At 63.7% G+C, this 23,494-nt stretch carries 27 protein-coding genes and 4 tRNA genes; 6 read left to right on the forward strand and 25 right to left on the reverse strand.

Translation table 11 applies throughout. From position 1 onward, the window contains the following. Positions 1–63: 63 nt before the first annotated feature. The 12 genes from G9U53_RS28520 to G9U53_RS28575 form a co-directional block, all read right to left on the reverse strand. Complete coding sequence (locus G9U53_RS28520) at positions 64–756, reverse strand: hypothetical protein (protein WP_165639676.1); 693 nt, start codon at positions 754–756, stop codon at positions 64–66. 134 nt (positions 757–890) lie between these two features. Continuing rightward, complete coding sequence (rplA, locus tag G9U53_RS28525; protein ID WP_003941982.1) at positions 891–1,610, reverse strand: 50S ribosomal protein L1; 720 nt, start codon at positions 1,608–1,610, stop codon at positions 891–893. 109 nt (positions 1,611–1,719) lie between these two features. Next, a complete protein-coding gene (rplK, locus tag G9U53_RS28530) occupies positions 1,720–2,154 on the reverse strand; it encodes a 50S ribosomal protein L11 (RefSeq protein ID WP_003941896.1) in 435 nt (144 codons plus the stop codon). Between the two features lie 66 nt (positions 2,155–2,220). Next, entirely contained in the window at positions 2,221–3,057 is an 837-nt protein-coding gene (nusG, locus tag G9U53_RS28535) for a transcription termination/antitermination protein NusG (RefSeq protein WP_003942049.1), read from the reverse strand. A gap of 84 nt (positions 3,058–3,141) precedes the next feature. Beyond that, positions 3,142–3,645: a preprotein translocase subunit SecE gene (gene secE / locus G9U53_RS28540; protein WP_165639677.1), complete on the reverse strand. Its 504-nt coding sequence runs from the start codon at positions 3,643–3,645 to the stop codon at positions 3,142–3,144. A 31-nt stretch (positions 3,646–3,676) separates the two neighbouring features. Next, positions 3,677–3,749: transfer RNA gene (locus G9U53_RS28545), tRNA-Trp, on the reverse strand. Between the two features lie 173 nt (positions 3,750–3,922). After that, positions 3,923–4,348: a (3R)-hydroxyacyl-ACP dehydratase subunit HadB gene (hadB, locus tag G9U53_RS28550; protein WP_003941909.1), complete on the reverse strand. Its 426-nt coding sequence runs from the start codon at positions 4,346–4,348 to the stop codon at positions 3,923–3,925. Further along, positions 4,335–4,889 carry a (3R)-hydroxyacyl-ACP dehydratase subunit HadA gene (hadA, locus tag G9U53_RS28555; protein ID WP_019744315.1) on the reverse strand — a complete coding sequence of 185 codons (555 nt, stop codon included), beginning with the start codon at positions 4,887–4,889 and terminating at the stop codon, positions 4,335–4,337. Before hadA ends, hadB begins: the two co-directional genes overlap by 14 nt. Positions 4,890–4,975: 86 nt before the next feature. Then, positions 4,976–5,143 (reverse strand): 50S ribosomal protein L33, encoded by a 168-nt coding sequence (gene rpmG / locus G9U53_RS28560; protein ID WP_003941903.1) that lies wholly within the window; start codon positions 5,141–5,143, stop codon positions 4,976–4,978. Positions 5,144–5,204: 61 nt separating this feature from the next. Further along, positions 5,205–5,277, reverse strand: a tRNA-Met gene (locus tag G9U53_RS28565). A gap of 45 nt (positions 5,278–5,322) precedes the next feature. Beyond that, positions 5,323–5,395, reverse strand: a tRNA-Thr gene (locus G9U53_RS28570). A gap of 330 nt (positions 5,396–5,725) precedes the next feature. Then, a tRNA-Tyr gene (locus tag G9U53_RS28575) sits at positions 5,726–5,808 on the reverse strand. A 224-nt stretch (positions 5,809–6,032) separates the two neighbouring features. Between G9U53_RS28575 and G9U53_RS28580 the strand changes: the two genes are divergently transcribed. After that, on the forward strand, positions 6,033–6,524 hold the full coding sequence (locus tag G9U53_RS28580; RefSeq protein WP_003941854.1) for a YajQ family cyclic di-GMP-binding protein: 492 nt from the start codon (positions 6,033–6,035) through the stop codon (positions 6,522–6,524). 71 nt (positions 6,525–6,595) lie between these two features. Here G9U53_RS28580 and htpX read toward each other — a convergent pair whose 3' ends face one another. Together htpX and G9U53_RS28590 are read right to left on the reverse strand one after the other, a co-directional pair. Beyond that, positions 6,596–7,459: a zinc metalloprotease HtpX gene (gene htpX, locus G9U53_RS28585; RefSeq protein ID WP_007728460.1), complete on the reverse strand. Its 864-nt coding sequence runs from the start codon at positions 7,457–7,459 to the stop codon at positions 6,596–6,598. Positions 7,460–7,612: 153 nt separating this feature from the next. Then, complete coding sequence (locus tag G9U53_RS28590) at positions 7,613–8,662, reverse strand: polyprenyl synthetase family protein (protein WP_047268905.1); 1,050 nt, start codon at positions 8,660–8,662, stop codon at positions 7,613–7,615. Positions 8,663–8,760: 98 nt separating this feature from the next. On the opposite strand from G9U53_RS28590, the gene G9U53_RS28595 reads away from it, so the two are divergent. Further along, complete coding sequence (locus tag G9U53_RS28595) at positions 8,761–10,029, forward strand: geranylgeranyl reductase family protein (protein ID WP_165639678.1); 1,269 nt, start codon at positions 8,761–8,763, stop codon at positions 10,027–10,029. A 55-nt stretch (positions 10,030–10,084) separates the two neighbouring features. Here G9U53_RS28595 and G9U53_RS28600 read toward each other — a convergent pair whose 3' ends face one another. The 4 genes from G9U53_RS28600 to menD all read right to left on the reverse strand — a co-directional run bounded on the left by G9U53_RS28600 (position 10,085) and on the right by menD (position 14,088). Next, positions 10,085–10,783 carry a demethylmenaquinone methyltransferase gene (locus tag G9U53_RS28600; protein ID WP_047268903.1) on the reverse strand — a complete coding sequence of 233 codons (699 nt, stop codon included), beginning with the start codon at positions 10,781–10,783 and terminating at the stop codon, positions 10,085–10,087. Positions 10,784–10,820: 37 nt separating this feature from the next. After that, positions 10,821–11,966: a glycosyltransferase family 1 protein gene (locus G9U53_RS28605; protein WP_347570837.1), complete on the reverse strand. Its 1,146-nt coding sequence runs from the start codon at positions 11,964–11,966 to the stop codon at positions 10,821–10,823. 68 nt (positions 11,967–12,034) lie between these two features. Then, positions 12,035–12,478 carry a DUF3592 domain-containing protein gene (locus G9U53_RS28610; RefSeq protein ID WP_042453078.1) on the reverse strand — a complete coding sequence of 148 codons (444 nt, stop codon included), beginning with the start codon at positions 12,476–12,478 and terminating at the stop codon, positions 12,035–12,037. Then, on the reverse strand, positions 12,475–14,088 hold the full coding sequence (menD, locus tag G9U53_RS28615; RefSeq protein WP_165639679.1) for a 2-succinyl-5-enolpyruvyl-6-hydroxy-3-cyclohexene-1-carboxylic-acid synthase: 1,614 nt from the start codon (positions 14,086–14,088) through the stop codon (positions 12,475–12,477). Before menD ends, G9U53_RS28610 begins: the two co-directional genes overlap by 4 nt. A gap of 68 nt (positions 14,089–14,156) precedes the next feature. Here menD and G9U53_RS28620 point away from each other — a divergent pair, with 68 nt between their 5' ends. Together G9U53_RS28620 and G9U53_RS28625 are read left to right on the forward strand one after the other, a co-directional pair. Then, complete coding sequence (locus tag G9U53_RS28620) at positions 14,157–14,759, forward strand: flavin reductase family protein (RefSeq protein WP_039972961.1); 603 nt, start codon at positions 14,157–14,159, stop codon at positions 14,757–14,759. A 58-nt stretch (positions 14,760–14,817) separates the two neighbouring features. Then, positions 14,818–15,645, forward strand: coding sequence for a siderophore-interacting protein (locus tag G9U53_RS28625; protein WP_042453072.1), 828 nt, complete (start codon positions 14,818–14,820; stop codon positions 15,643–15,645). Positions 15,646–15,711: 66 nt separating this feature from the next. Here G9U53_RS28625 and G9U53_RS28630 read toward each other — a convergent pair whose 3' ends face one another. From G9U53_RS28630 to G9U53_RS28640, 3 genes are read right to left on the reverse strand one after another with little or no spacing between them, the layout of a single operon-like run. Further along, positions 15,712–16,158, reverse strand: coding sequence for a hypothetical protein (locus G9U53_RS28630; protein ID WP_003941973.1), 447 nt, complete (start codon positions 16,156–16,158; stop codon positions 15,712–15,714). Positions 16,159–16,206: 48 nt separating this feature from the next. Next, a complete protein-coding gene (locus tag G9U53_RS28635; RefSeq protein ID WP_165639680.1) occupies positions 16,207–17,202 on the reverse strand; it encodes an o-succinylbenzoate synthase in 996 nt (331 codons plus the stop codon). Between the two features lies 1 nt (position 17,203). Then, on the reverse strand, positions 17,204–17,848 hold the full coding sequence (locus G9U53_RS28640; protein ID WP_037129937.1) for a PaaI family thioesterase: 645 nt from the start codon (positions 17,846–17,848) through the stop codon (positions 17,204–17,206). Positions 17,849–17,931: 83 nt separating this feature from the next. Here G9U53_RS28640 and G9U53_RS28645 point away from each other — a divergent pair, with 83 nt between their 5' ends. Together G9U53_RS28645 and G9U53_RS28650 are read left to right on the forward strand one after the other, a co-directional pair. Further along, the gene (locus G9U53_RS28645) at positions 17,932–18,825 is read left to right on the forward strand and encodes a 1,4-dihydroxy-2-naphthoyl-CoA synthase (protein ID WP_024487301.1); all 894 of its coding nucleotides are present in this window, start codon (positions 17,932–17,934) and stop codon (positions 18,823–18,825) included. A gap of 28 nt (positions 18,826–18,853) precedes the next feature. Further along, positions 18,854–19,243, forward strand: coding sequence for a VOC family protein (locus tag G9U53_RS28650; protein WP_003941917.1), 390 nt, complete (start codon positions 18,854–18,856; stop codon positions 19,241–19,243). A gap of 97 nt (positions 19,244–19,340) precedes the next feature. Here the strand turns inward: G9U53_RS28650 and G9U53_RS28655 are convergent, their stop codons facing one another. From G9U53_RS28655 to G9U53_RS28670, 4 genes are read right to left on the reverse strand one after another with little or no spacing between them, the layout of a single operon-like run. Beyond that, a complete protein-coding gene (locus G9U53_RS28655; RefSeq protein ID WP_003942018.1) occupies positions 19,341–19,700 on the reverse strand; it encodes a hypothetical protein in 360 nt (119 codons plus the stop codon). 2 nt (positions 19,701–19,702) lie between these two features. Further along, complete coding sequence (locus G9U53_RS28660; RefSeq protein ID WP_003941866.1) at positions 19,703–20,461, reverse strand: ABC transporter ATP-binding protein; 759 nt, start codon at positions 20,459–20,461, stop codon at positions 19,703–19,705. Then, positions 20,458–21,201, reverse strand: coding sequence for an ABC transporter ATP-binding protein (locus G9U53_RS28665; protein WP_063314758.1), 744 nt, complete (start codon positions 21,199–21,201; stop codon positions 20,458–20,460). Before G9U53_RS28665 ends, G9U53_RS28660 begins: the two co-directional genes overlap by 4 nt. Further along, on the reverse strand, positions 21,194–23,452 hold the full coding sequence (locus G9U53_RS28670; protein ID WP_063314759.1) for an ABC transporter permease: 2,259 nt from the start codon (positions 23,450–23,452) through the stop codon (positions 21,194–21,196). The genes G9U53_RS28665 and G9U53_RS28670 overlap by 8 nt, the downstream gene beginning before the upstream one ends. Between the last annotated feature and the right edge of the window lie 42 nt (positions 23,453–23,494).

Raw genomic sequence — 23,494 nt, forward strand, 5'->3', positions numbered from 1 at the left:
CGTCGAAGACTACCTGACTGCTCGCTGCATAACCAAATCGGGTTCGTCACGCACCCGGTTTCTTCAAGCACCGATAGCCCTGGCGATCTTGTGTTCGATTGCTGCCCGAGCTCGGTCCGGCAACACCAGCAGTCCATCGAGTTCCTTGTGGGCCTTCCGATACGCACTCTGACGTTCCTGTGGCGTCGCGCCCTCGTCCATGGCCAGTCGCAGCAGACGTTGCGCCCGTACCAGGCGTTCTTGTTCGTCGAGGGTGAATCCGCTCCGTCGGCGGCGCTTCGCCTCAGCTTCCGCGATTTCGAAGGCGATCGAGTAAGCGTGCACCGCCTCGCGGTACTCGGTTTGTGCCTGCTGGTTGCCGATCATCGTCTCCGGATTGCCTGGGCGAAGCAGATCGGCACGATATTTGGCTCGATGAAAATCGGCCGTCAAAGGCTCACGCATGTCCGTCATCATCGGAGTGTCGAGCAGTGTGACCGGATCGAGCTCGTACGAGAACCATCGGGCGTCGACCGCATCGTGCTGCTCGATTGCCTTGGCCAGCTCTCGGCGCTGTGTTTCTTCGTCGGCGTGATGTTGTGCGTTGGCCTGCGCGATGGCGACCTTGGTCTCCTGCTTGAGCCGGAAGCGCTCTTGCCGGCGCTCGATCCGCCTTTCGTTGGCAACCGCGACACCTTTCAGCGCCCCACCGATGGTGCCGCCGAAAACGAAGATCAGCCACCAAAAGTTTCCGAGGAACTGGAACGCTTCGTGCATACCCCGATGATGCCACCGTTAGATCGATACCACCGATGGACCGATACCACCGGCAGGGATCACCCTCTCCCGAAACGACAAGAAGGCCGGCAGGGAGTGATCCCTGCCGGCCTTCTTGTTCGTATGCGGACTGCTTACGCGTCTGCAGCATCCTCGAGGAGGTTGCGAGTACGGTTCGGATCCACCGGGATGCCCGGACCGGTGGTGGTCGAGACCGTGATCTTCTTCACGTAGCGACCCTTGGCCGACGAGGGCTTCGCACGCAGGATCTCGTCCAGGGCTGCGCCGTAGTTCTCCACCAGCTTCTCATCGTCGAACGATGCCTTGCCGATGACGAAGTGCAGGTTGGCCTGCTTGTCGACGCGGAAGTTGATCTTTCCGCCCTTGATGTCGTTGACAGCCTTGGTGACATCCGCCGTGACGGTGCCCGTCTTCGGGTTCGGCATCAGGCCACGGGGTCCGAGGACACGGGCGATGCGGCCGACCTTGGCCATCTGATCAGGAGTCGCGATTGCGGCGTCGAAATCGACCCATCCACCCTGGATGCGCTCGATCAGGTCTTCTGCACCGACTACGTCAGCGCCTGCAGCCTCGGCTTCTGCTGCCTTCTCGCCAACAGCGAACACGATGACGCGAGCGGTCTTACCGGTGCCGTGGGGCAGGTTGACCGTTCCGCGGACCATCTGGTCAGCCTTACGGGGGTCGACGCCCAGACGAACTGCAACCTCAACGGTTGCATCCATCTTGGTGGACGACGTCTCCTTGGCGAGCTTTGCAGCCTGAAGCGGGCTGTAGAGCTTGTCTGCGTCGATCTTCTCAGCGGCGGCGAGGTACGCCTTGCTGCGCTTTGCCATTTGTTCTGTCCTTACTTGTCACTGCAGCGAATTACCTGTGCAGTGGTGAATGGTTCAGTTGTGGTCGGGGCCTGGCCGGCCCTCCCACGTAATGCTGTGGAGCGGACTATCAGCCCTGGACCGTGATGCCCATGGAACGAGCGGTGCCGGCGATGATCTTCGCCGCCTGCTCGATGTCATTGGCATTGAGGTCTTCAGCCTTGGTCTTCGCGATTTCGCGCACCTGATCCATGGTCACCGAGGCAACCTTGGTCTTGTGCGGTTCGCCGGAGCCCTTGGCGACGCCAGCTGCCTTGAGGAGCAGCTTGGCGGCGGGAGGGGTCTTCAGCTTGAAATCGAAGGTCCGGTCTTCGTAGACCGAGATCTCGACCGGCACAACGTTGCCGCGCTGGGACTCAGTCGCCGCGTTGTAGGCCTTGCAGAACTCCATGATGTTCACGCCGTGCTGACCGAGCGCGGGACCCACGGGAGGTGCAGGGTTAGCCTGACCTGCCTGGATCTGCAGCTTGATGAGCCCGGCGAGCTTCTTCTTCTTTGGGGGCATCTCTAGTTCCTAGTTTCTAGCTTGGGTGTGTGTCTTGCGTCGAACAAATTGCAAGTTTTGGGGTGGTCAGATCTTCGCGACCTGGTTGAAGTTGAGCTCAACCGGGGTTTCACGACCGAAGATCGACACGAGAACCTTGAGCTTCTGCTGCTCGCCGTTGACCTCGCTGATGCTGGCCGGAAGGGTTGCGAACGGGCCGTCCATGACGGTGACCGACTCGCCGACCTCGAAGTCGACCTCGATGAGGGGCTTGCCGAAGGACTCGGACGGTGCCTCGCCTGCTGCGACGGCGGCCGCTGCAGCCTGCTGCTTCTTCTGCTCCTGCTGCGGGAGCAGGAACTTGACGACCTCGTTGAGGGTCAGCGGCGAGGGACGCGACGTGGCACCGACAAAACCGGTGACACCAGGCGTGTTGCGCACGGCGCCCCACGACTCGTCGTTGAGCTCCATGCGAACGAGGATGTATCCGGGCAGAACCTTGCGGTTGACCTGCTTGCGCTGGCCGTTCTTGATCTCGGTGACCTCTTCGGTGGGAACTTCCACCTGGAAGATGTAGTCGCCGACATCGAGGTTCTGAACGCGAGTCTCGAGGTTGGTCTTGACCTTGTTCTCGTAACCGGCGTACGAGTGGATGACGTACCAGTCACCCGGGGCGCGGCGCAGCGCAGCCTTGAGTTCGGCAACGGGATCCTCGACCTCGAGCTCGGCGGCTGGAGCGGCCTCGTCGGAGTTCTCGGCATCGTCGGAGATGACGTCCTCGGTCGCTGCAGCGTCTGCATCAGTGCCTTCGGCAACGTCTGCATCGGTGCCTTCGGCAACCACGACGTCTACTTCGGCTGCCGCCTCGGCAGAAACACGCTCTTCGGCCAAAGCCTCATTCGTGTCGTTCTCGGGGGTGCTCACTGGGGCACTCGCTTCCTCTCGTTACTCGGACCCGGGTCGGGTCTTGTCGCGCTCGCAGGCAAAGACGCCCGACTGCTACGGCGATCAGCCGAACAGCCAGGTGACACCCTTGATCACAGCGATATCGACGCCGCTGATGAAAGCGACCATGAAGACCACGAACGTCAGCACGACGCTGGTGTAGGTGATCATCTGCTTGCGGTTCGGCCAGATGACCTTACGGAGTTCTGCGATGACCTCGCGGAAGAATTTGCGCAGGCGCTTGAAGATGTTGTCCTTCTTCGCCTTGGGCTTCTTGCCGGGGTTCGTTGCAGTCGGCTTGGCCGAAGATGTCCGGGATGCCGTCCGGGCCGGAGTCTTCACGGTGGACGCGCTGACCGAGGCGCCGCGTGCAGCGCGCTTGCCGGTCGGCTTGTTGGAAACCCCACTGGATGCGGAGGGAGCCGTCTCGGCACCGTCCTTGTCCAACGAAAGATCGGAACGCGTAGTCGCGTCAGCTGCAGTGTCGTCGACACCGGTCGAATCGGCAGACGGTGAAGTCTCCGCATCCGAAGTGTCGGCGTCGCGCTTGGCGCGCTCCTCGCTCACGTCGTTCCTCTCAGTCGCTGGCATCCGGGGGCAGGGGCGACAGGACTTGAACCTGCAACCTGCGGTTTTGGAGACCGCTGCTCTGCCAGTTGAGCTACGCCCCTTTGGTTGACCTCGACAGGTAGACCCTGCCTGAATCAACCGTTCTGCGATCACACAACATACGCGCTACCCGAGGTGAATGTCTTGCAACATTCAGGGCAGCGCGCAGCGCTGAGGAATCCCAGAAATCTCAGTGTACTTCAAAGCCCCGGAACAAACACAATCCGCCCTGCGATCAGGCTAGACGGACCGTGGCAGTGGCACGACCGAAGATCTTCTTACCTTCGGACTTGGCCACAATTGCCAGTACTGCGGTCTTGCTTTCTTCGTCGATCGACTTCACCTTGGCGGTGAACTCGATCTCGGCAGCCTTGTCGGCTGCCACGATCACCGGGCTCGTGAACCGTACGTTGTACTCGGTCACTGCGCCCGGATCTCCCAGCCATTCGGTGACATAGCCGGCACCGATGCCCATGGAGAGCATGCCGTGCGCGACGACGTCCGGCAAGCCGGCAAGTCGTGCGACCTCGTCACTGAAGTGAATCGGATTGGGATCTCCCGAAACACCCGCGTAGTTGGCGAGGTTTCCACGCGTCAGGGTGACGGACTTCTCGGGGAGAAGTTCGCCGACACTCACGTCGGAAAATTTACGAAGCGACATGCATCATCACGTCCTTGACTGCGTGGGCGATGTTCTCGTCCACTTCCCCACCCGTTCGAGCAACAAGCGTCGTCCACGTGGTGACGACGGCTTCGTCGTTCTGATCGGTGATGATGTTCTTGGTCACGATGATGTCGCTACCTGCGGCCTGCCTGAACGAATCCAGGAAGACGTCGCAGAAGAGTCGGTCACCGACCTGCATGGGCTTGTGCAGCACCAAGCGCTGATCGGTCTGAAGAATCTGACTCAGGTCGTAGCCTGTGACGATCTCTTCGAACAGACGTCGCTGAGCAATGGCACCCACGATGGCGACGAACGTGATGGGAGCGATCAGGCCGTCGTATCCGAGGCCCTTGGCTGCCGACTCGTCGTAGTGCGCGGGATGGGCGTCCTGGACGGCGCGAGCGAACTCGCGCACCTTCTCGCGTCCGACCTCGTAGAAGTCTTCGACACGATAGTGGTGACCGACCATCTGGACGGCATGAGCGGCCGGGTCCGTAGGGACCTCGGCCGCTGCCTGGTTCTCTTGCAAATCTGTCACGCGGTGAGACTCTCTTCTAGCTAGGACCCGAAGACGCAGGCCCAGAGAGGGTCTTCCGCGAAAATCGTCGTCCTGTTAAGGACTTACTACTTCGACTCGCGATGCGACTGGTGGGTTCCGCAGTTGGGGCAGAACTTCTTGAGCTCCAGGCGATCGGGGTCGTTGCGCCGATTCTTCTTGGTGATGTAGTTGCGGTGCTTGCATACCTCGCAGGCCAAGGTGATCTTGGGCCGAACGTCGGTCGAGGAGGCCACGGGATGCCTTCTTTCGGGTGTATCTGATTACGAGCAATCAGGGTGGATCATGCATATTGTGTAGCGGTGACCGGACTTGAACCGGCGACGCAACGATTATGAGTCGTTTGCTCTACCAACTGAGCTACACCGCCTCGGTGTCGAGTGTCGCGCGGAAAGCACGGCACCACAATCCAGCGAGCCCCCTAACGGAATCGAACCGTTGACCTTTTCCTTACCATGGAAACGCTCTACCGACTGAGCTAAGGGGGCGTGGCTCAGGAGTGCGTTGCCGCTCTCTTGAAGCCTCCGAAAGATTACACACGAACGAGCGCCAGCACCAAATCCGCTGGTCATCGGGGCAAAAATGGTGCCGGAGCCCATTGTTGCACCGATCGGGGCCGCTGGCGAGGGCTTTGCGGGAACCAGCTCGACCCTGCACTCCCCCTGAAACCATCCCCCGGTGCCCATCCCGAGGCCCCTGAGCCCCCGACACCCCTGAGCCGAAGCCGGCGCCTGCGTCGCCAACGCGCGCTCGACCTCGGTACACGCACAAAAAAGTCAGCCCCGACTCTCGCGAAGAGAATCGGGGCTGACTCGGTGTGGCAGATGTAGGATTCGAACCTACGTAGGCATAAGCCGACGGATTTACAGTCCGCTCCCATTGGCCGCTCGGGCAATCTGCCGTGCTTGCACCAGGCTTCGATCCGGCGCATTCGCAAGTATATCGCGACGTGCGGCGGCCGAAAACGGCTTCCTCGGTGCGGTGAGAAGAATACAACGAACACACCCCCATTTTGCAAACCGGGTGGTAACGGGCGGTGCCGACCCGATAACGTCGAGGTGTCCACCGGTATGGAAGGTGGGCGGAACTCGATGTTCGTGAACTACCGGAAAGCGGGAGTGTGAAGTGGCTGATTCGTCCTTCGACGTGGTGAGCAAGGTTGACCGTCAAGAGGTGGACAACGCCCTGCATCAGGCTGCCAAGGAGTTGACCACGCGTTTCGACTTCCGAAACACGGGAGCGTCGATCGAGTGGTCTGGTGAAGAGACGATCACGTTGAACGCCGACACCGAGGAGCGACTGCTGGCCGCCCTCGACGTGTTCAAGGAGAAGTTGATCCGTCGCGACATCTCGCTGAAGGCATTCGATGCCGGCGAGCCGGCGCAGTCCGGAAAGATCTACAAGCTGTCCGGAACCTTGGTCCAGGGCATCAGCAGCGAGAACGCGAAGAAGATCACCAAGAAGATTCGCGACGAGGGCCCCAAGGGCGTCAAGGCGCAGATCCAGGGTGAGGAACTTCGTGTGAGCAGCAAGAAGCGCGACGACCTCCAGGGCGTCATCTCCCTGCTCAAGGGTGAGGACTTCGGGATCGCCCTGCAGTTCGTGAACTACCGGTAGTAGGGGCTGTGCCCCTGTGCGCCTTTTTGGTAGTTCCGACGACCAGAAAGGCTCACAGGGGCCGAAGGCCCCTACATCCCCGCCATCTTCTCCAAACGCTCGATCCGGTCCGCCATGGGCGGATGCGTCGAGAACAGCTTGCTGACCTTGTCCCCCGCTCTGAAGGGGTTGGCGATCATCAGGTGGGACTGCGCCGCGAGCTTGGGCTCAGGCGGCAACGGCGCGGCTGCGACGCCCGACTCGAGCTTGCGCAGCGCCGACGCCAACGCCAGCGGGTCACCGGTGAGCTCGGCTCCCGATTGATCCGCCTGGTACTCGCGAGAGCGCGAGACGGCCAGCTTGACCACGGTTGCCGCGATCGGTCCCAGTAGGGAGACGAGCAGCAGCGCGATCGGATTGCTTCCCTGCCCGTTCCCTCGGCCGCCGAAGATGCTCGCGTACATCGCGAAGTTGGCCAGGCCAGAGATGACGCTGGCCATCGCGCCGGCCACGGACGAGATCAAAATGTCCCGGTTGTAGACGTGGGAGAGTTCGTGCCCGAGCACGGCACGCAGTTCGCGTTCGTTCAGGATCTGCATGATGCCGCTGGTCACGCACACCGCGGCGTGCCGAGGGCTACGACCGGTGGCAAACGCGTTCGGGGCGTTCGTGGGGCTGACGTACAGCCTGGGCATCGGTTGGTGCGCCGTCGTGGCGAGTTCGCGCACGATCCGGTAGATCGCCGGTGCCTCGACCTCGGTGATGGGCTGGGCGCGCATCGATCGAAGCGCCAGCTTGTCGCTGTTGAAGTACACGTAGGCATTCATGCCGACGGCAAACAGAACGGATCCCCACAGAAGGAACGGGCTGTTGAACAGCGAGCCGATGAAGACGATCAGCGCCGACATCCCCACCAACAAGCCGAATGTCTTCGCACCGTTCGCGTAGCCGTGCAAACCGCTCACCTCTTGCCTCGCTGGAGCCGAAGGCTCACCCGAACTCCCCGGTGTATGCACCGGTTCTGTTCAGTCAACGAAGGACAGGGGCATCAGGGTTCCCACCCAGTGACTGTCGGGGTTTCCACCCGGTAGCCCCGATTCGCCGAGGTGTCAGCCGACTCGTTCGATCGTGTAATCGACGAGACGCACGAGCGCTTCGTTGGCCGGTCCCTGCGGGAGCTCAGCCAACTGAGCTTTCGCCGCGACGGCATACTCGCCCAGCTTTGCCTTCGCCTTGACCATGCCCGGCGAACGCTCGAGCAGTTCGAGGGCCTCTTCTACCAGGGCATCTTCGGTAACCGGGCCCGCGAGCAGCTGCCGCAGGCGATCTGCGTCGGCCCCTTCTTCACGGAAGGCGTACAGGACGGGCAGGGTGTGGACTCCCTCGCGCAGGTCGGTGCCGGGCGTCTTGCCGGACTGCGCCGAGACGGACGAGATGTCGATGATGTCGTCGGAGATCTGGAACGCGGTGCCGACGGCGTCACCCAGGCGCTCGAGGCGCTCGATGTGAGCTGCGTCGGCGCCGGAGAAAGTGCCGCCGAAGCGTCCCGAAGCAGCGATCAGCGAACCGGTCTTCTCCCACACGACCTTGAGGTAGTGCTCGACCGGATCCTGCTCCTTCTTGACACCGATCGTCTCGCGCATCTGGCCGGTGACCAGTTCGGCGAATGTTTCGGCGATGATCCGAACGGCCTCGGGTCCGAGCGTCGACACCAGTCGTGATGCGTGCGCGAACAGATAGTCGCCGGCCAGGATCGCCACGCTGTTTCCCCAGCGGGCATTGGCGCTGGGTGCTCCGCGCCGCATGGACGCCTCGTCCATGACGTCGTCGTGATAGAGCGTCGCCAGGTGAACGAGTTCGGTGACAGTCGCTGCGGTGATGATCGACGGATCGTTCGGCACCGGTCCGAGTTGCGCGGTCAGGATCGTGAACAACGGACGGAAGCGCTTTCCCCCGGCTCGCGCGAGATGCAGCGCGGCCTCGGTGAGGAAGTCTTCGCCGTCGGACAGCTCGCTGACCAACAACTCCTCGACATCGGAGAGTCCACCACGCACTACTGCGGCGAGCTGTTCGTCGCCCAGGTCGATGCCTGCAACGACGGTGCTCGATGCGGTTGCGTCGGCAGCAGTCTTTTCGGTGCTCACGATGTCAGTACCCATTCCTGTCGTCAGTGACGGCTCGGTTCCCACGGTAGTGAACCTAGCGGTTCGCACTCGGGACGGCCTCGCCACGGTGGCGATCGCGAGCCTGGGAAGATGTGAGTGTGTCCGTAGAAGAGCAGTCCCCCGTCGTCGATACGCTTCCGACCGAAACCGACATTGTGGTCATCGGCGCAGGTCCCGCGGGTTCTTCGGCCGCGGCATGGGCCGCCCGCAGCGGCCGAGACGTCGTGCTGGTGGACGCTGCCGTGTTCCCGCGAGACAAGACTTGTGGTGATGGACTCACTCCGCGCGCCGTAGCCGAACTGGATCTCCTCGGCCTCGGCGAGTGGGTTCGGTCACACACGACGAACAAGGGACTACGGTTGTCCGGCTTCGGACAAGAACTCGAACTCGAGTGGCCAGGGACGTCGTTCCCGCCGATCGGCAGTGCGATCCCCCGCACCGAACTCGACGACGCCATTCGCCGGTGCGCCGTCGAATCGGGCGCGGTCATGGTCGAGGGCACCAAGGCCGTCGACGTCGAACTCGACGGTGATCGAGTAGCCGCCGTCGTACTCGCCGGCCCCTCGGGACGAAGCACTCTTCGTTGCCGGACGCTGATCATCGCCGACGGCGTTCGCTCGACGCTCGGCAAGAAGCTGGGACGGCAGTGGCACCGGGACACCGCGTACGGCGTCGCGGCACGCGCGTATGTCGCGACGCCGCGCAGCGCCGACCCGTGGATCACCTCGCATCTGGAACTGCGGGACGCAGAGGGCACGTTGCAGGCGGGGTACGGCTGGATCTTCCCGCTCGGTACCGGCGAGGTGAACATCGGCGTCGGGACACTGGCGACGTCCAAGCGCCCGGCACCAGGTGCCCTGCGACCCTTGCTGGACCTCTACACCGATCAGCGCCGAAGCGAGTGGCAGTGGAGCAGCGAAATACATTCCGTCGCTTCGGCTTTGCTACCTATGGGTGGAGCAGTTTCCAACATCGCCGGACGCAACTGGGCCGTGATCGGCGACGCCGCAGCGTGCGTGAACCCGCTCAACGGTGAGGGCATCGACTACGGCCTCGAAGGCGGACGTCTGGTGGTCGAACAGCTCGGCGCCGACGACCTCACGGAGCTGTGGCCGACCGTGCTTCGGGAGCATTACGGCCAGGCGTTCTCGGTCGCGCGCCGGCTCGCAGGCCTGCTGACGGTTCCGCAGTTCCTGCCCGCGTCGGGCCCGATTGCGATGCGCTCACGTGCACTGATGACGGTCGCCGTTCGGGTGATGGGGAACCTCGTCACCGACGCCGACGTCGATCTGACGGCAAAGGCCTGGCGGGCGTCGGGGGCCGCGTCGAGAAAGATCGACTCCCGACCGTTGTTCGGTTGAGCAAGTGCTGTGCGCCTTTAATAACCGCCGGGGGTTGATAAAGGCGCACAGCAGTTCAGGCAGTGGCGTAATGCAGCGCCACGATGCCGCCGGTGAGGTTGCGCCACTTGACGTTCTTCCACCCGGCAGCCTCGATCTTGCGGGCCAACTCTTCCTGGGTCGGCCAGGCGCGGATCGATTCGGCGAGGTAGACGTAGGCGTCGGGGTTGCTGCTGACGCTGCGTGCGACCTGCGGGAGCGCCTTCATGAGGTATTCCATGTAGACCGTGCGGAAGGGTCCGAAAACGGGCGTCGAGAACTCGCTGACGACGAGACGTCCGCCCGGCTTGGTGACGCGGGCGATCTCACGCAGTCCGGCTTCGAAGTCGGAGACGTTGCGCAGACCGAAGGAAATCGTCGCGGCGTCGAACACGTTGTCGGCGTAGGGCAGGTACATCGCGTCACCAGCGACCATCGGGACCTTGCGCGAGATTCCAGCCTTGAGCATTCCCTTGGAGAAGTCGGTGGCGACGCACCAGGCACCGGAGCGCCCCAGTTCGACGGTCGAGACTCCGGTTCCGGCGGCGAGGTCGAGCACCTTCTCGCCCGGCTTCAGATCGAGGGCTTCGCGGGTGGCCTTGCGCCAACCCTTGTCCTGGCCGAAGGACAGCACGGTGTTGGTGAGGTCGTATCGCTCCGCGACGTCGTCGAACATCGACGCTACTTCGTGCGGTTGCTTCTCGAGAGTTGCTCGGGTTCCGTGTGTAGTGGCCACACCCGAAACGCTACCAACCCTCGAGCAGGGAGGGCGTTCAGGCTGCTCTGGCACCCGTTCGCCGCCCGAGGCCCTGCACGTCCTCGTAGTGACGGAGCAACTCTTCGCAGATTGCCGGCCAGGTCCGGTGCAGCACCGAGCGCCTCGCCGCGGAGCCGAACTGCACCCGCAGATCACGCTGACGAAGTGCGTCCACGGCGCTTGGCAGGAGTTCGGTGAACCTGTCCGTCGGCAGGAGGTAGCCGTTGCGGCAATGCGAGATCAGGTCACGTGGTCCGCCGGCGTCCGGTCCGACGACAGGCACACCGCTCGCGAGGGCTTCCTGGACCGCCTGGCAGAAGGTCTCGTGCTCGCCGGGGTGAACGAATACGTCCAGGCTCGCATAGGCGTCGGCCAGCTCGGTACCGCCCAGTTGTCCGGTGAAGATCGCGTCCGGCATCAGTCGTCGTAGGTTCTCGCGATCCGGGCCGTCTCCGACTATCACGATCTGCACGCTGGGATCGGCCGCCAGCACGGCCAGTCGCTCGACGTGCTTTTCGGGCGCGAGGCGACCGACGAAGCCGACCACCAACCGGTCGCTGTCGCCGATCCAGGACTGCCGCAACACCGAACTACGACGCGAAGGCGCGAATCGTTGTGCGTCGACGCCGCGGGCCCATCGGTGCACGCGCGGAATGCCGTGCTCTTCGAGGGCGTCGACTGCCGACGTGGAGGGCGCGAGTGTCCTGTTGCAGCTCTTGTGGATTCGACGGGTCCACGCCCATGCGGCGCGGCTGGTGACGCCGAGCCCGTAGCTTTCGGCAAATCCGGCGACGTCGGTCTGGTAGACCGCGACGGTGGGGATTCCGAGGCGTTTGGCGACGGCCACTCCTCCGGCGCCGAGCAGGAACGGTGACGCCAGATGGACGACGTCGGGCGCGAAGGTCCGCACGGCCGTGGTCAATCGTGGTTGCGGCAGGCCGACGGGAAGTGAACTGACTTTGGGCACCATGACGGCTGGCACCCGAACCACCTGAACGCCTTCGTGTTCGGTGGCGGCAGAGGTGTCGGATCCGACAGTGTCCGGCGCAATGACCATGGCGTCGTGGCCAGTGCGATCGAGGTGTTCGAGCACGCGTAGTACCGAGTTGGTGACGCCGTTCATGTTGGGCAGGAATGACTCCGCAACGATGGCTACTCTCACACCGAGAACGGTGACAGGGCCAGGAAAAGTCCACGTCATGTTCGTGTGAAGTTCGGGCGAAGCGCGAACTAACTCGAGGCGACCGGCGCCGAACTTGCCGCCTGCGCTTCCCGCTTGCGCAGGTACCAGATCGACGGTCCAGCCAGGAGCCACGTCACGACGATCACCGATCCGGCCGGGATCAGTGCCACCGTCGCGTTACGTCCTGCTACCCGAACCAAATCGGGCTCGGTCTTGTAGTACTCCACCTCGATGCGCTGTCCCACAGTCAGATTGGTGGGGTAGAGCACGCCGAGTTCAGGGTTGTGATTCGCGCCGTCCGGTGTCACGAAGCTGATCGCCGAACGTAGCGAGCCCGCCGAGAGCACCTCGGCGGTTGCGGTCCCCATGTTCGATTCGATGGTCCGATCGTTGCGCCAGGCACCGAGAACCAGAATCACCGCGAGCACGGAAATGCCGACCGCAACCACCAGCACACCGATGCGGAGGCGACGCAGAACTGTTTGCGTCACAGCTGTGCCCGCACGGAAGCGTGGAGTTCGCGCAGCCCACTGCGATCCGTCGCGACCTCGAGCACACGAATGCCGTTGGCCGGTTGCGCCAGCGTCGTTGCCAGGGCGTCGACGGTGACCGCTGCGTGCGGCACGCGGTAGGCCGCGCACAGCGCAGCGAGGTCCATGCCGTGTGGTGTTCCGAACACTCGCTCGAAGACGCCGGCGTACTGCGGGTCGCCTTGTTCGAGGAGCTCGAAGATACCGCCGCCGTCGTCGTTGGCGACGACGATGGTGAGGTCGCTCGGCCTCGGCTCACCGGTCCCGATCAGCAGCCCGGACGCGTCGTGCAGGAATGTCAGGTCGCCCATGAGAGCGACGGTCCGGCCGCCGTCGTACGCCAACGCAGCACCGACCGCCGCCGAGACGGTGCCGTCGATACCTGCGACGCCGCGATTCGACAGCACCCGTACGGCGGGCTTGGGATAGCTCACGAGGGCCGCGTCGCGAACAGGGTTGGATGCGCCGAGCAGAAGCTGGTCGCCGTCCGCGAGAGCATCCATCACAGCAGCTGCCACGTGCAGGCCGGTGGCCTTGGGGTGGGCGTCGAGTTGCTTGCGGACGGCAGTTTCGGCGTGTTCGGTCAGCGCGGCGCATCGAGCGATCCAGGCGGGATCGGGAGTCCCGGTGACCACTGCTCTGGTTCCGGTGGCGAGTACGTTGCCGGATACGTCCGGCCAGCGCGGCCCGGTAGTCAGCGCGTAGACGTCGACGCCTGGGTCGGCCAGCACCTTCGAGACCTGACGATGCAACGTCGGGCGGCCGGTGATGATCGCCTGCTTGGGCTTGAGTTGCGAGAGCGCGAGTGGATGCAGTGCGATCCCGTGTATCGGAGCCGTCGGTTCGGCCACCGTCGGCAGGCCGGCCAGCTCAGGCCGAAGTGCGCTGCCGTGTCCGGAAATGACCACCGTATCTGCGGTGAGGTCCAGATCGACGGGAACGTCGAGCGTCGCGTTCTGGGTGGTGGTCCAGGCCGCACCGCCGGGACGGCCCTCCGGGACCGGTCCCTGCACGTGCACGTCCGGCACCAGCGGCTCACGAAGTGGAATGTCGAAGTGCACCGGACCCGCGTTTCCGGATCGGGTTCCGCGGGCAGCGGCGAGGACCCGGCAGACCGCCGAGCGCCACTGGCTGTTCTGCGTCGAATCGTCCTCCGCCAGGCCCAGGCTGATGGTTGCGCGGACTTGACTGCCGAAGAGCCCGAGTTGCTCGACGGTCTGGTTGGCGCCGGTGCCGAGCATCTCGTACGGCCGGTTGGCGCTCAGGACCACCAGCGGCACTCGCGCGTAGTTGGCCTCGAGGACAGCGGGTCCGAGATTCGCGACGGCGGTCCCGGAAGTCATCACGATGGGGACCGGTCGTTTCCCGGCGATTGCCAGTCCGAGTGCCAGAAAGCCTGCTGTCCGCTCGTCGATCCGCATGTGCAGACGCAACCGGCCGTCGAGATCGGCAGCCTGGAGGGCAAATGCGAGGGGCGCGTTGCGAGAGCCTGGACACAGCACGACTTCACGCACGCCACCACGAACCAGTTCGTCGACGACGGCTGTGGCTTGTGCAGTGGACGGATTCACGCCTTCAAGAGTGTCAGATGTTCGGGCGCAAGCATGCCCAGGGGCGGGGACAGCGGCATTATGTGTGGGTGCGCACACTCTTCGATCCAGCCGAGCTCGAACCCCGCCGGTTCTATCAGTTACTCACCGCTTCGGTGGTCCCCCGGCCGATTGCCTGGGTGTCCACCCTGTCGGCGGACGGCGTCGGCAATCTGGCTCCGTACAGCTTTTTCACCGTGGCAAGTTCGGCGCCGCCGATCGTGCAGTTCACGTCGGTCGGACGCAAGGACAGTCTGCGCAACATCGAAGCGACCGGCGAATTCGTGATCAACCTGGCGACTGCCAGGCTTGCCGACGTGGTGAACCAGAGTTCCGCCTTCTACGACGCCGAGGCCGACGAGTTTCTCGAGTTGAACATCCGTAGCGAGCCGAGCGAGCGGGTTCGCCCCGTACGGGTCGCCGACTCCCCGATCGCCATCGAATGCACGCTCCACCAGGTCATCGAGGTCGGCAATTCATTTGTCGTGATGGGAAATGTGGTGGCGGTCGCAGTACGTCCCGAGGCTGTCGCCGACGACGGCCTACCGGACTTCGCGGCAATCGCACCGATGAGCCGACTTGGCCGAGCGCAGTGGGGTCTTCCTCCCGAAGTCGTCGAAAAGGACAGACCCACCACTCCACAGCGACCGTAAATCAGGTTAGGGTTACCTGATTAGGTACGAGTAACAGATAATCAGGGAGCAACCAGTCATGGCCAAGCGCGCCAAGTTCGTGAAACCGGCCTCACGCAGCATCGTGTCGGCGCAGGTCGTGGCGAACAAACGAATCAGCCCCAGCTTCATCCGGGTGACCATTGCCGGCGAAGAGCTGTCCACCATCGCTCCGATGGGTGCCGATCAGTGGTTCCGCATGTTCATCCCGCAGGTCGGCCAGAGTGAACTCCGGTTGCCGAGCGCGGCCAGCAATCTCTGGTATGCGCAGTACCTGTTGATGTCCAAGGACACGCGACCCGTCGTGCGCAACTACACGATTCGCGCCTACCGTGCTGCCGGATCCGGTCTCTTCGGCGAGACCACGGAGATCGACATCGACTTCGCTTATCACGGCGACATCGGCCCGGCATCCGCGTGGGCGGACACCGCGTCGGCCGGCGACGAGGTCGCCCTCTTGGACGAAGGCTGCATCTACAACCCCACACCCGAGGCCAAGTGGCAACTGCTCGTCGGCGACGAGAGTGCACTTCCCGCGATCATCGGCATTCTGGAATCCGCGCCCGCAGACCTGCGTGCCGAGGTCTTCGTCGAGATTCCGAACATCGAAGACAAGCAAGACATTCCGGAGTTGGCGAACGTCAACGTGCATTGGCTCGTTCGCGAGGACGAACACGCGACGCCGGGTGTTCTGACCCTCGAGACCGTCCGCGCCGCCGAACTGCCCGAGGGGCCGTCGTACACCTTTGTCGCCGGCGAACAGGCACTCACCACCGGGCTGCGTCGGCACCTCGTGAACGACCGGAAGTTCGCCAAAACCGACATCACCTTCACCGGCTTCTGGCGCCACGGACATTCGGCTCACTGACAAACGCACCGAAAACGACGAGTGGCCCGAGAGAAACTCCCGGGCCACTCGTCGTTTTACGTTCGCTTATGCAGCGTGCTTCTGGATCACATCGCCCAGACGCGGCAGAGCTGCAGTCACATGCTTCTTCGCCGAACCGCGCAGCTTCGAGTACATCGACTTGACGACGGCCTTGTCGCTGCCCTCGATACGCTCGTCCGTCACCTCGAGGAGGGAATCGGCAACCGCGTCACCGCGGGCGCTGATGAAATCGGCGAAGCTGCCTTCGCCGGAAGCCGAGAATTCCTGCCAGTACGGCTCGAGCTTTGCCACGAAAGCCGGCAGAAGCGCGGTGACGGCGTCCGGCACGATGGACGGGCTCACCTTCTTGACCGCGCCGTAGCCACCCTTGAGAGCCAGCCCTGAGGCCCCCGACTTATCCGAAACCTCTGCGTCGATCAAGGTCTGCACGTCCGCGACGACCGCGGGAACCCGTGATTCCTCGAGCAGGGTTTCGTTCAGAGCTGCAACCACTTTCGATCCCTTCATTCTTCACTGATGTTCATCAGGTCGCGCCCGAGACTATACGAAATTCGGCTGGTCCCTACTGCCGAGTATCCGATGGCAGCGCCGAGCCCTCTCCGACCACCAGTCGCGCCGGTCCGCGGGCGCGGCCAGCGTCTCGAGCAGAACCGGATCAGGCTCGACGGCACCCACCGACAAAGCACCGTCGACAGCTGCCCCGGTGACCGCGACATCCCGGACGAACAGGCCGCCGGTACCGAGTCCGCAGGCAAACGGAAGGGTGGGCAAGGCTGCCGCGGCCGCCAGTCCCGCGGACATCCCCACAGCCGTGTCCAGAGCGCTCGAGACCACCACCGGCACCCCGTAGTCCGCCAGCTGCGCCGACAGCGCCACCACAGCACGCATTCCGCCCAGCGGCGGCACCTTCACGACGGCGACGTCCGCTCCCCCCGCTCGTACGACGCGCAGCGGGTCCTCGGCACGGCGAATGCTCTCGTCGGCAGCGATCCGCACACCGGTCCCCCCGGCGCGGACCCTGACCAGTTCCTCGACGCTTGCACAAGGCTGCTCGGCGTATTCGAGTTCACCGTCATCGGTGATCGCTCGCAAGGCCGTGATCGCCTCGTCCACGCTCCACCCGCCGTTGGCGTCGACGCGCACGTTCGGGATGTGCCGACGCACCTCGTTCACCCGGGCGACGTCCTGCGCCAGCGACTGTCCCTTCTCGGCGACCTTGACCTTGGCTGTCCGGGCGCCGGGGAAGCGCTCCAGCAATTCCGGAACGGCAGACGCGTCGATCGCCGGCACGGTCGCGTTGACGGGAACTGCGTCACGAAGCGCCGGCGGCGGACCCAGCCACGCCGCCTCGATCCCGGCGAGCAGCCACTGCGACGCCTCGTCGTCGTCGTACTCCACGAACGGGGCGAATTCTCCCCACCCGGCCGGGCCGCGAACGAGCAGGGCCTCACGAGTCGTGATGCCGCGAAAGCGAACTCGCATCGGTAGTGCGAGCACCACGGCGTCCGCGATCAGATCGTCGAACGAGGGGAACATGTCAGGGCTGTCCCGGAAGCAGTTCGATCATGAGCGCCTCACCGTCGGCGAGGAGCTTGCCGTCGAGATCGGTCAGGCGCGCGCTGACAAAAGTCTTGCGACCCTCGACCCGATCCACCTGCCCCTCGATCACCAGTTGTTGATTGAGCGGAGTGATCGCGCGGTAATTGATGTGGAGGTAGCCGGTGCGGGAGATCGGACGGCCACCCGCGTGGACCGTCATCCCGAAGACGTCGTCGAACAGCAAGGGCAGGACACCGCCGTGAGCGGCGCCGTTGCCGCCCAGGTGGTAGCGACGGAAGACGCCGGTACTGCGGACTCCTTCGGTGTCGAACTTCTCGACCATCCACGGGAGCATGAGGAGGCTGCCGCGTCCGGGCAGTTGGATGTTCGAGCCTGCGGGCGACTTGCCTTCCGGGACCTCGTACGGAGTCAACCGATCGGCAAGCTCTTCGGCTTGCGTAGCGATGTCTGCGAGTACGTCGTCGGGAACATTGGTCGAGACGGCAAGGTCCTGCAACCTGCGCATCGCTTCGACGAAGCGGCCGAAGTCCGGACCTGCGGGAGTGTGCCGGAACCGTGGAAATCCGCCCCGCTTCTCACCGTCTGTGACGATCTCCGTGCCGTCTGCGGTTTGTTCGCTCATGACCTGCACGTTAGCGCGCCCGGGAACGTGTTCTACCTCAGGTATCCGTTAGACGCGCGAGCCGTGCCTCTATCGTGGCTCAGGTGACCTTCAACCCGCAGCTCTGGCGCCCTGTCCCCGGATTCGAGAACCTCACCGACATCACCTACCACCGGCACGTCAGTCAAGGCACCGTTCGCGTCGCCTTCGACCGACCGGAAGTGCGTAATGCGTTCCGCCCGCACACCGTCGACGAGTTGTACCGCGCGCTCGATCACGCCCGGATGACCTCCGACGTGGGAGCGGTGCTCCTGACCGGCAACGGACCCAGCGAGAAGGACGGCGGTTGGGCGTTCTGCTCCGGCGGAGACCAGCGCATCCGTGGTCGCAGCGGCTACCAGTACGCCGAAGGTGAAACGGCGGACACCGTCGACAAAGCACGCGCCGGGCGCCTGCACATCCTCGAGGTCCAGCGCCTGATCCGCTTCATGCCGAAGGTCGTGATCTGCCTGGTCAACGGCTGGGCTGCGGGCGGCGGCCACAGCCTGCACGTGGTGTGCGACCTGACGCTCGCCAGCCGCGAGCACGCACGGTTCAAGCAGACCGACGCCGACGTCGGAAGCTTCGACGGCGGCTACGGCAGCGCCTATCTGGCAAAGATGGTGGGCCAGAAGTTCGCTCGCGAGATCTTCTTCCTGGGTGAGACGTACACCGCCGAGGAAATGCATCAGATGGGCGCGGTCAACAAGGTTGTCGACCACGCGGAACTCGAAAACGTCGCGATCGACTGGGCCGGCAAGATCAACGGCAAGTCGCCGCAGGCACAGCGGATGCTCAAGTACGCGTTCAACCTGCAGGACGACGGGTTGGTCGGCCAGCAGCTGTTCGCCGGTGAGGCAACACGTTTGGCGTACATGACCGACGAGGCCGTCGAGGGTCGTGACTCGTTCCTCGAAAAGCGTGATCCCGACTGGTCACCATATCCCTGGTATTTCTGACACAGTAGGTGCGAGAGGGAGGTCGGACGTGGAGATTCTGAGCAGTCGGACGATTTTGCGCCCGAGCGAGTACGAACGAACGCTGAGCTTCTACCGAGACACCCTCGGTCTGGCGATCGCTCGTGAATATCCCGGCGGCACAGTCTTCTTCGCCGGCCAAGGGCTGATCGAAGTCGCTGCGCACGGCGGCACCGGCGAGGGCGGCTTTCGCGGCGCGATCTGGCTGCAGGTCCGGGACCTCACTGCCGTTCAGACCGAACTGGTTCTCGCCGGGGTCAAGATCGCGCGCGAGGCAAGACAGGAACCGTGGGGTCTACACGAGATGTGGATCGCCGACCCGGACGGGACACCGATCGTGATGGTGCAGATCCCGGAGGACCATCCCATCCGACGCGATTCCCGGCCACCGTCCGCGTAGTCGAGACACCGCTGTAGCCGAGACACCGCTGTAGCCGAGCAATGACAGATGCCCGCCACGACTTTCGTGGCGGGCATCTTTCGGTTCTTCACAAAGATCAGTTGCGCGTGCTCAACGCCTGCGAGATCTGATCTGTCTGTGCCTGGCCCTCGAGCAGTTGGCGAACCAGCCACAGCCGCAGCACCTTTGCCACCGATGCGGCCAGGAAGAGAGCGGCACCGACCACTGTCAGGGCGAGGAAAACCACGGTGAGGATCTGGTACGACACCAGATCCCGCAGGTCCGAGAGCGTCAGCGAAGAGATGTAGACGACGAAGGCGCCGACCACTCCGACGACCATGAGCACCAGGCCCGCGATGCGCGTCGCCGCGTCGCCGCCTGCCTGCTTCTTGTCCAGCTTCAACTCTGCGATGTTCTTCTTGAATTCCTCACGGCGATCTTCGGCGAGAGTAGTCATCGTCATCCTCCTAGATAACTGGTAGAAAGTTCGTTTTCGATGTCGTGTGGATCGCCGGTCTTGACGACGCGTCCCTGCAACATCAGTGCGGCCGACGTCGCGATGGGCAGCACCGCTCGCGCGAACTGCTCGGCGACGAGAATGGAAATGCCTTCGGCTGCAAGCGAGCCGACGACGTCGTACATCTGCGAGACGATTCGAGGTGCGAGACCCATCGACAGCTCGTCGAGCAGGAGCACCGTCGGGTGAGTGCCGAGTGCCCGTGACAGCGCCAGCATCTGCTGCTCACCACCGGACATCGATCCGGCCAACTGTCCGCGCCGCTCCCCCAGGATCGGGAACCTGCCGTACGCAACCTCTTCGAGTTCGGCCAGCCCGACGCCCGTTCCGGTGGCGATCCACAGGTTTTCCCGCACAGTGAGGTTGGCGAAGATCCCGCGTCCTTCGGGGATGGAGCAGACCCCCAGCCGAGCCAACTCCGAAGGCTCGACTCCGTTCACGACCTGGCCCGCGAGCCGGAACTCGCCGCGGGTGACCGGAAGGACGCCCGAGCAGATCTTGAGCGTCGACGTCTTGCCGCCACCGTTGGGTCCGAGTAGCGCCACCACGGCGCCCGGTTCCAGAATCAGGTCCACCCCGTGCAGAACTTCGATGGATCCGTAACCGGCGCGGACACCGGACAGTTCGAGCAACGGTTCGGCGCGGTCGGGGCTGCGTATACCCTCGTCGATTTTCGCCTCGCCAATTTTCGCTGAAGTCATACCGCCTCCTCCTCGGTCCCGATGTAGGCCGCGATCACTTCCGGATCCGTCCGGATCTTCTCCGGTTCACCCGAGGCGAGGACTGCGCCGTAGTCGAGCACGTGGATGGTCGAGCACACTTTCATCACCAGCGGAATGTCGTGCTCCACCAGACAGATTCCGAGTCCACCCGCAGCAAGTTCGGTGAGCATCTCGGCAAAGACCTCGGTTTCCTGCTCGGTCTGACCCGAGGCCGGTTCGTCGAGCAGCAGCACTCGCGGGTCGGTCATGAGCGCCCGTGCAACTTCGACGACGCGGGCGCGTCCGGTGGGGATGTCCGCGACGTCCTTGTCCGCGACATCCGTCAGCCCGGTCAGCTCCAGCAGACGATCCGTCTCGCTGTCCACGTCGATCTTGTTGCGGCCGTTCGCCTTGTGGATGTCTCCGGCGACGCGCAGGTTGTCACGCACCGACAGCGAGACGAACAGTTCGAGCCGCTGGAAGGTACGTGCCAGCCCGCGACCTGCCCGCTTGTGCGGCGGTAGCTTCGTCACGTCGACGCCGCCGAGGAACACCTGACCGGAGGTGGGTTTCTGCAGCCCGGTGATGGTGTTGAAGAGCGTCGTCTTGCCGGCACCGTTCGGTCCGATGAGTCCTGTCACGGTGCCGGGTTGCACGGTGAGCGAAACGTCCTTGACCGCGACGTGTCCACCGAAACGAACGCTCACACCGCGCGTTTCGAGAAGTGGTGTATCAGACATGGACGGTCAACTCCTTCGGCGAGCCACCCTGGTACTGAGGAATCCCCAGTTCGCGGTCGATCTCGTCACGGATCTCGGGGCTGTAGGGGACATCGATCCCGATGTCCTCGGGAACGACTGTCGCTTTGGCGGCCAGTTCCTCCGGAGTGAGAACCGCGCTGGGCATGACCATCTCACCGATCACCGGCAGCATGAACACCACCGCGATCGTGATGGACGCGAACCACCAGTTGCCGAGTACACCGGTCAGAGCGAGGACGTAGGTCAGCAGAACGACTGCGGCGCCGCCGATCAGAACAGGCTTGGCACCGGCGAGCCGTCGGTAGCCCTCGATCACGCTGTGGACCGTTCCGCTGGGGTTCGCGCCGACGCCGATGCCGATCAGTGCCGGGCTGACTGCCGCGATGTTGCCGAAGAGCAGCCACATTCCCTCCAACTCCGGTTGCGCCGAAGCCAGATTGGTGAACGAGACCATGATGACCGCAAACCCGATTCCAGCCATCAGTCCACCGAACAGGGCGCCGGTGACGTATCCGATACCCGCGACGACGGTCAGCATGAGCAGCGAGAGGCTGACCATGATGGCAAAGCTCTCGCCCGAGACGGACCCCATGGCGCTCGACATCAGAATGCCGCCGAGACCGGCGATCCCCGAAGAGATCATGAAGACGCTGAGCTTGAGCCGAACCAGGCTCTGTCCGAGCATGGCCGAACCGGCCGGGCTGTCCTTCATCGCCGCGAGTCGGCGCCCGTAGCCGCTGTTACGCAACGCGATGACGCCGACGCCGAGTATCGAGAACAGCGCGGTCACGGTCATCAGGAACACCGTCTCGTTGCTCAGATCGAGCGGACCGATCTTCAGCGGAGGGAGGGCGATGTTCCCGTCCTTGAACAGCGAGTACTTCATGCCGAACATCTCGTGTTCGGTGGTGTCGCGAAGGACCATGTTGGAGAGGAACACTCCGAAGGCCATGGTTGCCAGCGCGAGATACAGCCCTCTGAGCCGCAGCGCCGGCAGGGCGACGAGGCCACCGATCACGGCGGTGACGAGGACTCCGACGACGATGCCCCACAGGTTGAGGTGCGCAGCCAACCCGGAACCGGAGATCCCGAAGTGGAAGGCCACGATGGTAGCGATAGCGCCGAAAGATACCGGCGCCAAGTTCAATTCACCCGCGTAGCCGGTGAGGAGTGTGAGCGAGAGCGCGATGATCGCGAAAGTCATTCCGATGGTCAGTGTGGTGACGGCGGAGGTCACCATCAGCAGACGGATCAGGTAGACGATGACGATCAGTGCCACGCCCCAGACGACGGCCTTGCGCACGCTCGGCACGTGGTAACGCTCGCGAGTACGAGTGACCGCGCCACGCAAGCGGTCCTGTGGGAGCACGATCAGCACCACGAACAGCGCGATCATCGGCAGGGAGACACGGAAATTCGACGTCCAACTCCAACTCGTCGGGAAGTACGCCAATACGTACGTACCGGCAAGCCCGAGGACCACGGCGCCGACGAACGTGCGCGGAATGCTGCGCAACCGGCCGAACATGGCCGCGGCAAACGCGTCGATCACCAAGAGTGTCAACATGTTCGCCTCGAGTGTGCCGCCACTGATCGGGGTGATCAGGATGCCGGCCAGGACTGCGAGCGTCGAACCCATCGCCCAGGACAGGGCCGCAAGACGCTCCGGATTGTGGCCGTTGAGGCGCAACAGTTCCGGATCGTCGACGACGCCGCGCATCGCGACACCGGCGCGGGTGCGCGTGAACAGGATGCGCAGGCCGACGGCGATGGCGATCGCAACGAGGATGCAGATCAACTCGTGGTAGCGGATGCTCGCGCCGAACACCGTGATCTTGGACTGGTCGCCGAAGAACATCTGCATCGTCCGAGCGGTCTCGGGGTGCCAGAACCAGTGCGAGATCGAGAGCATTCCGAGCAGGATCGAGACCGTCACAACGATTTTGGTGACCTCGGCGGTATCGCGCAGACCCTTCATGATCAGGACGTAGAGGCCGAGGCCCATCAGTGGCCCGACCAGGACGAGTGAAATCAGCAAAGCGACGACGGTGGGAAGTTCCCAGCCGTAGCGCAACTGCCAGTAGATGAACGCACCGAGCATTGCCTGTGCACCGTGCGCGAAGTTGAAGATGCCTGACGTGTTGTACGTGAGTACCAGCCCGGAGGCGGCGATCGCGTACACCGACCCCAGGACCAGGCCCAGGATCGTGAAAGTGACAAAAGTGTTCATGGCTGAACCCTCGTTAGGGACTCGGGCGGCGGTTGGCGCTCG

Source organism: Rhodococcus sp. D-46 (assembly GCF_011290655.1).
Lineage (GTDB): Bacteria > Actinomycetota > Actinomycetes > Mycobacteriales > Mycobacteriaceae > Rhodococcus_F > Rhodococcus_F qingshengii.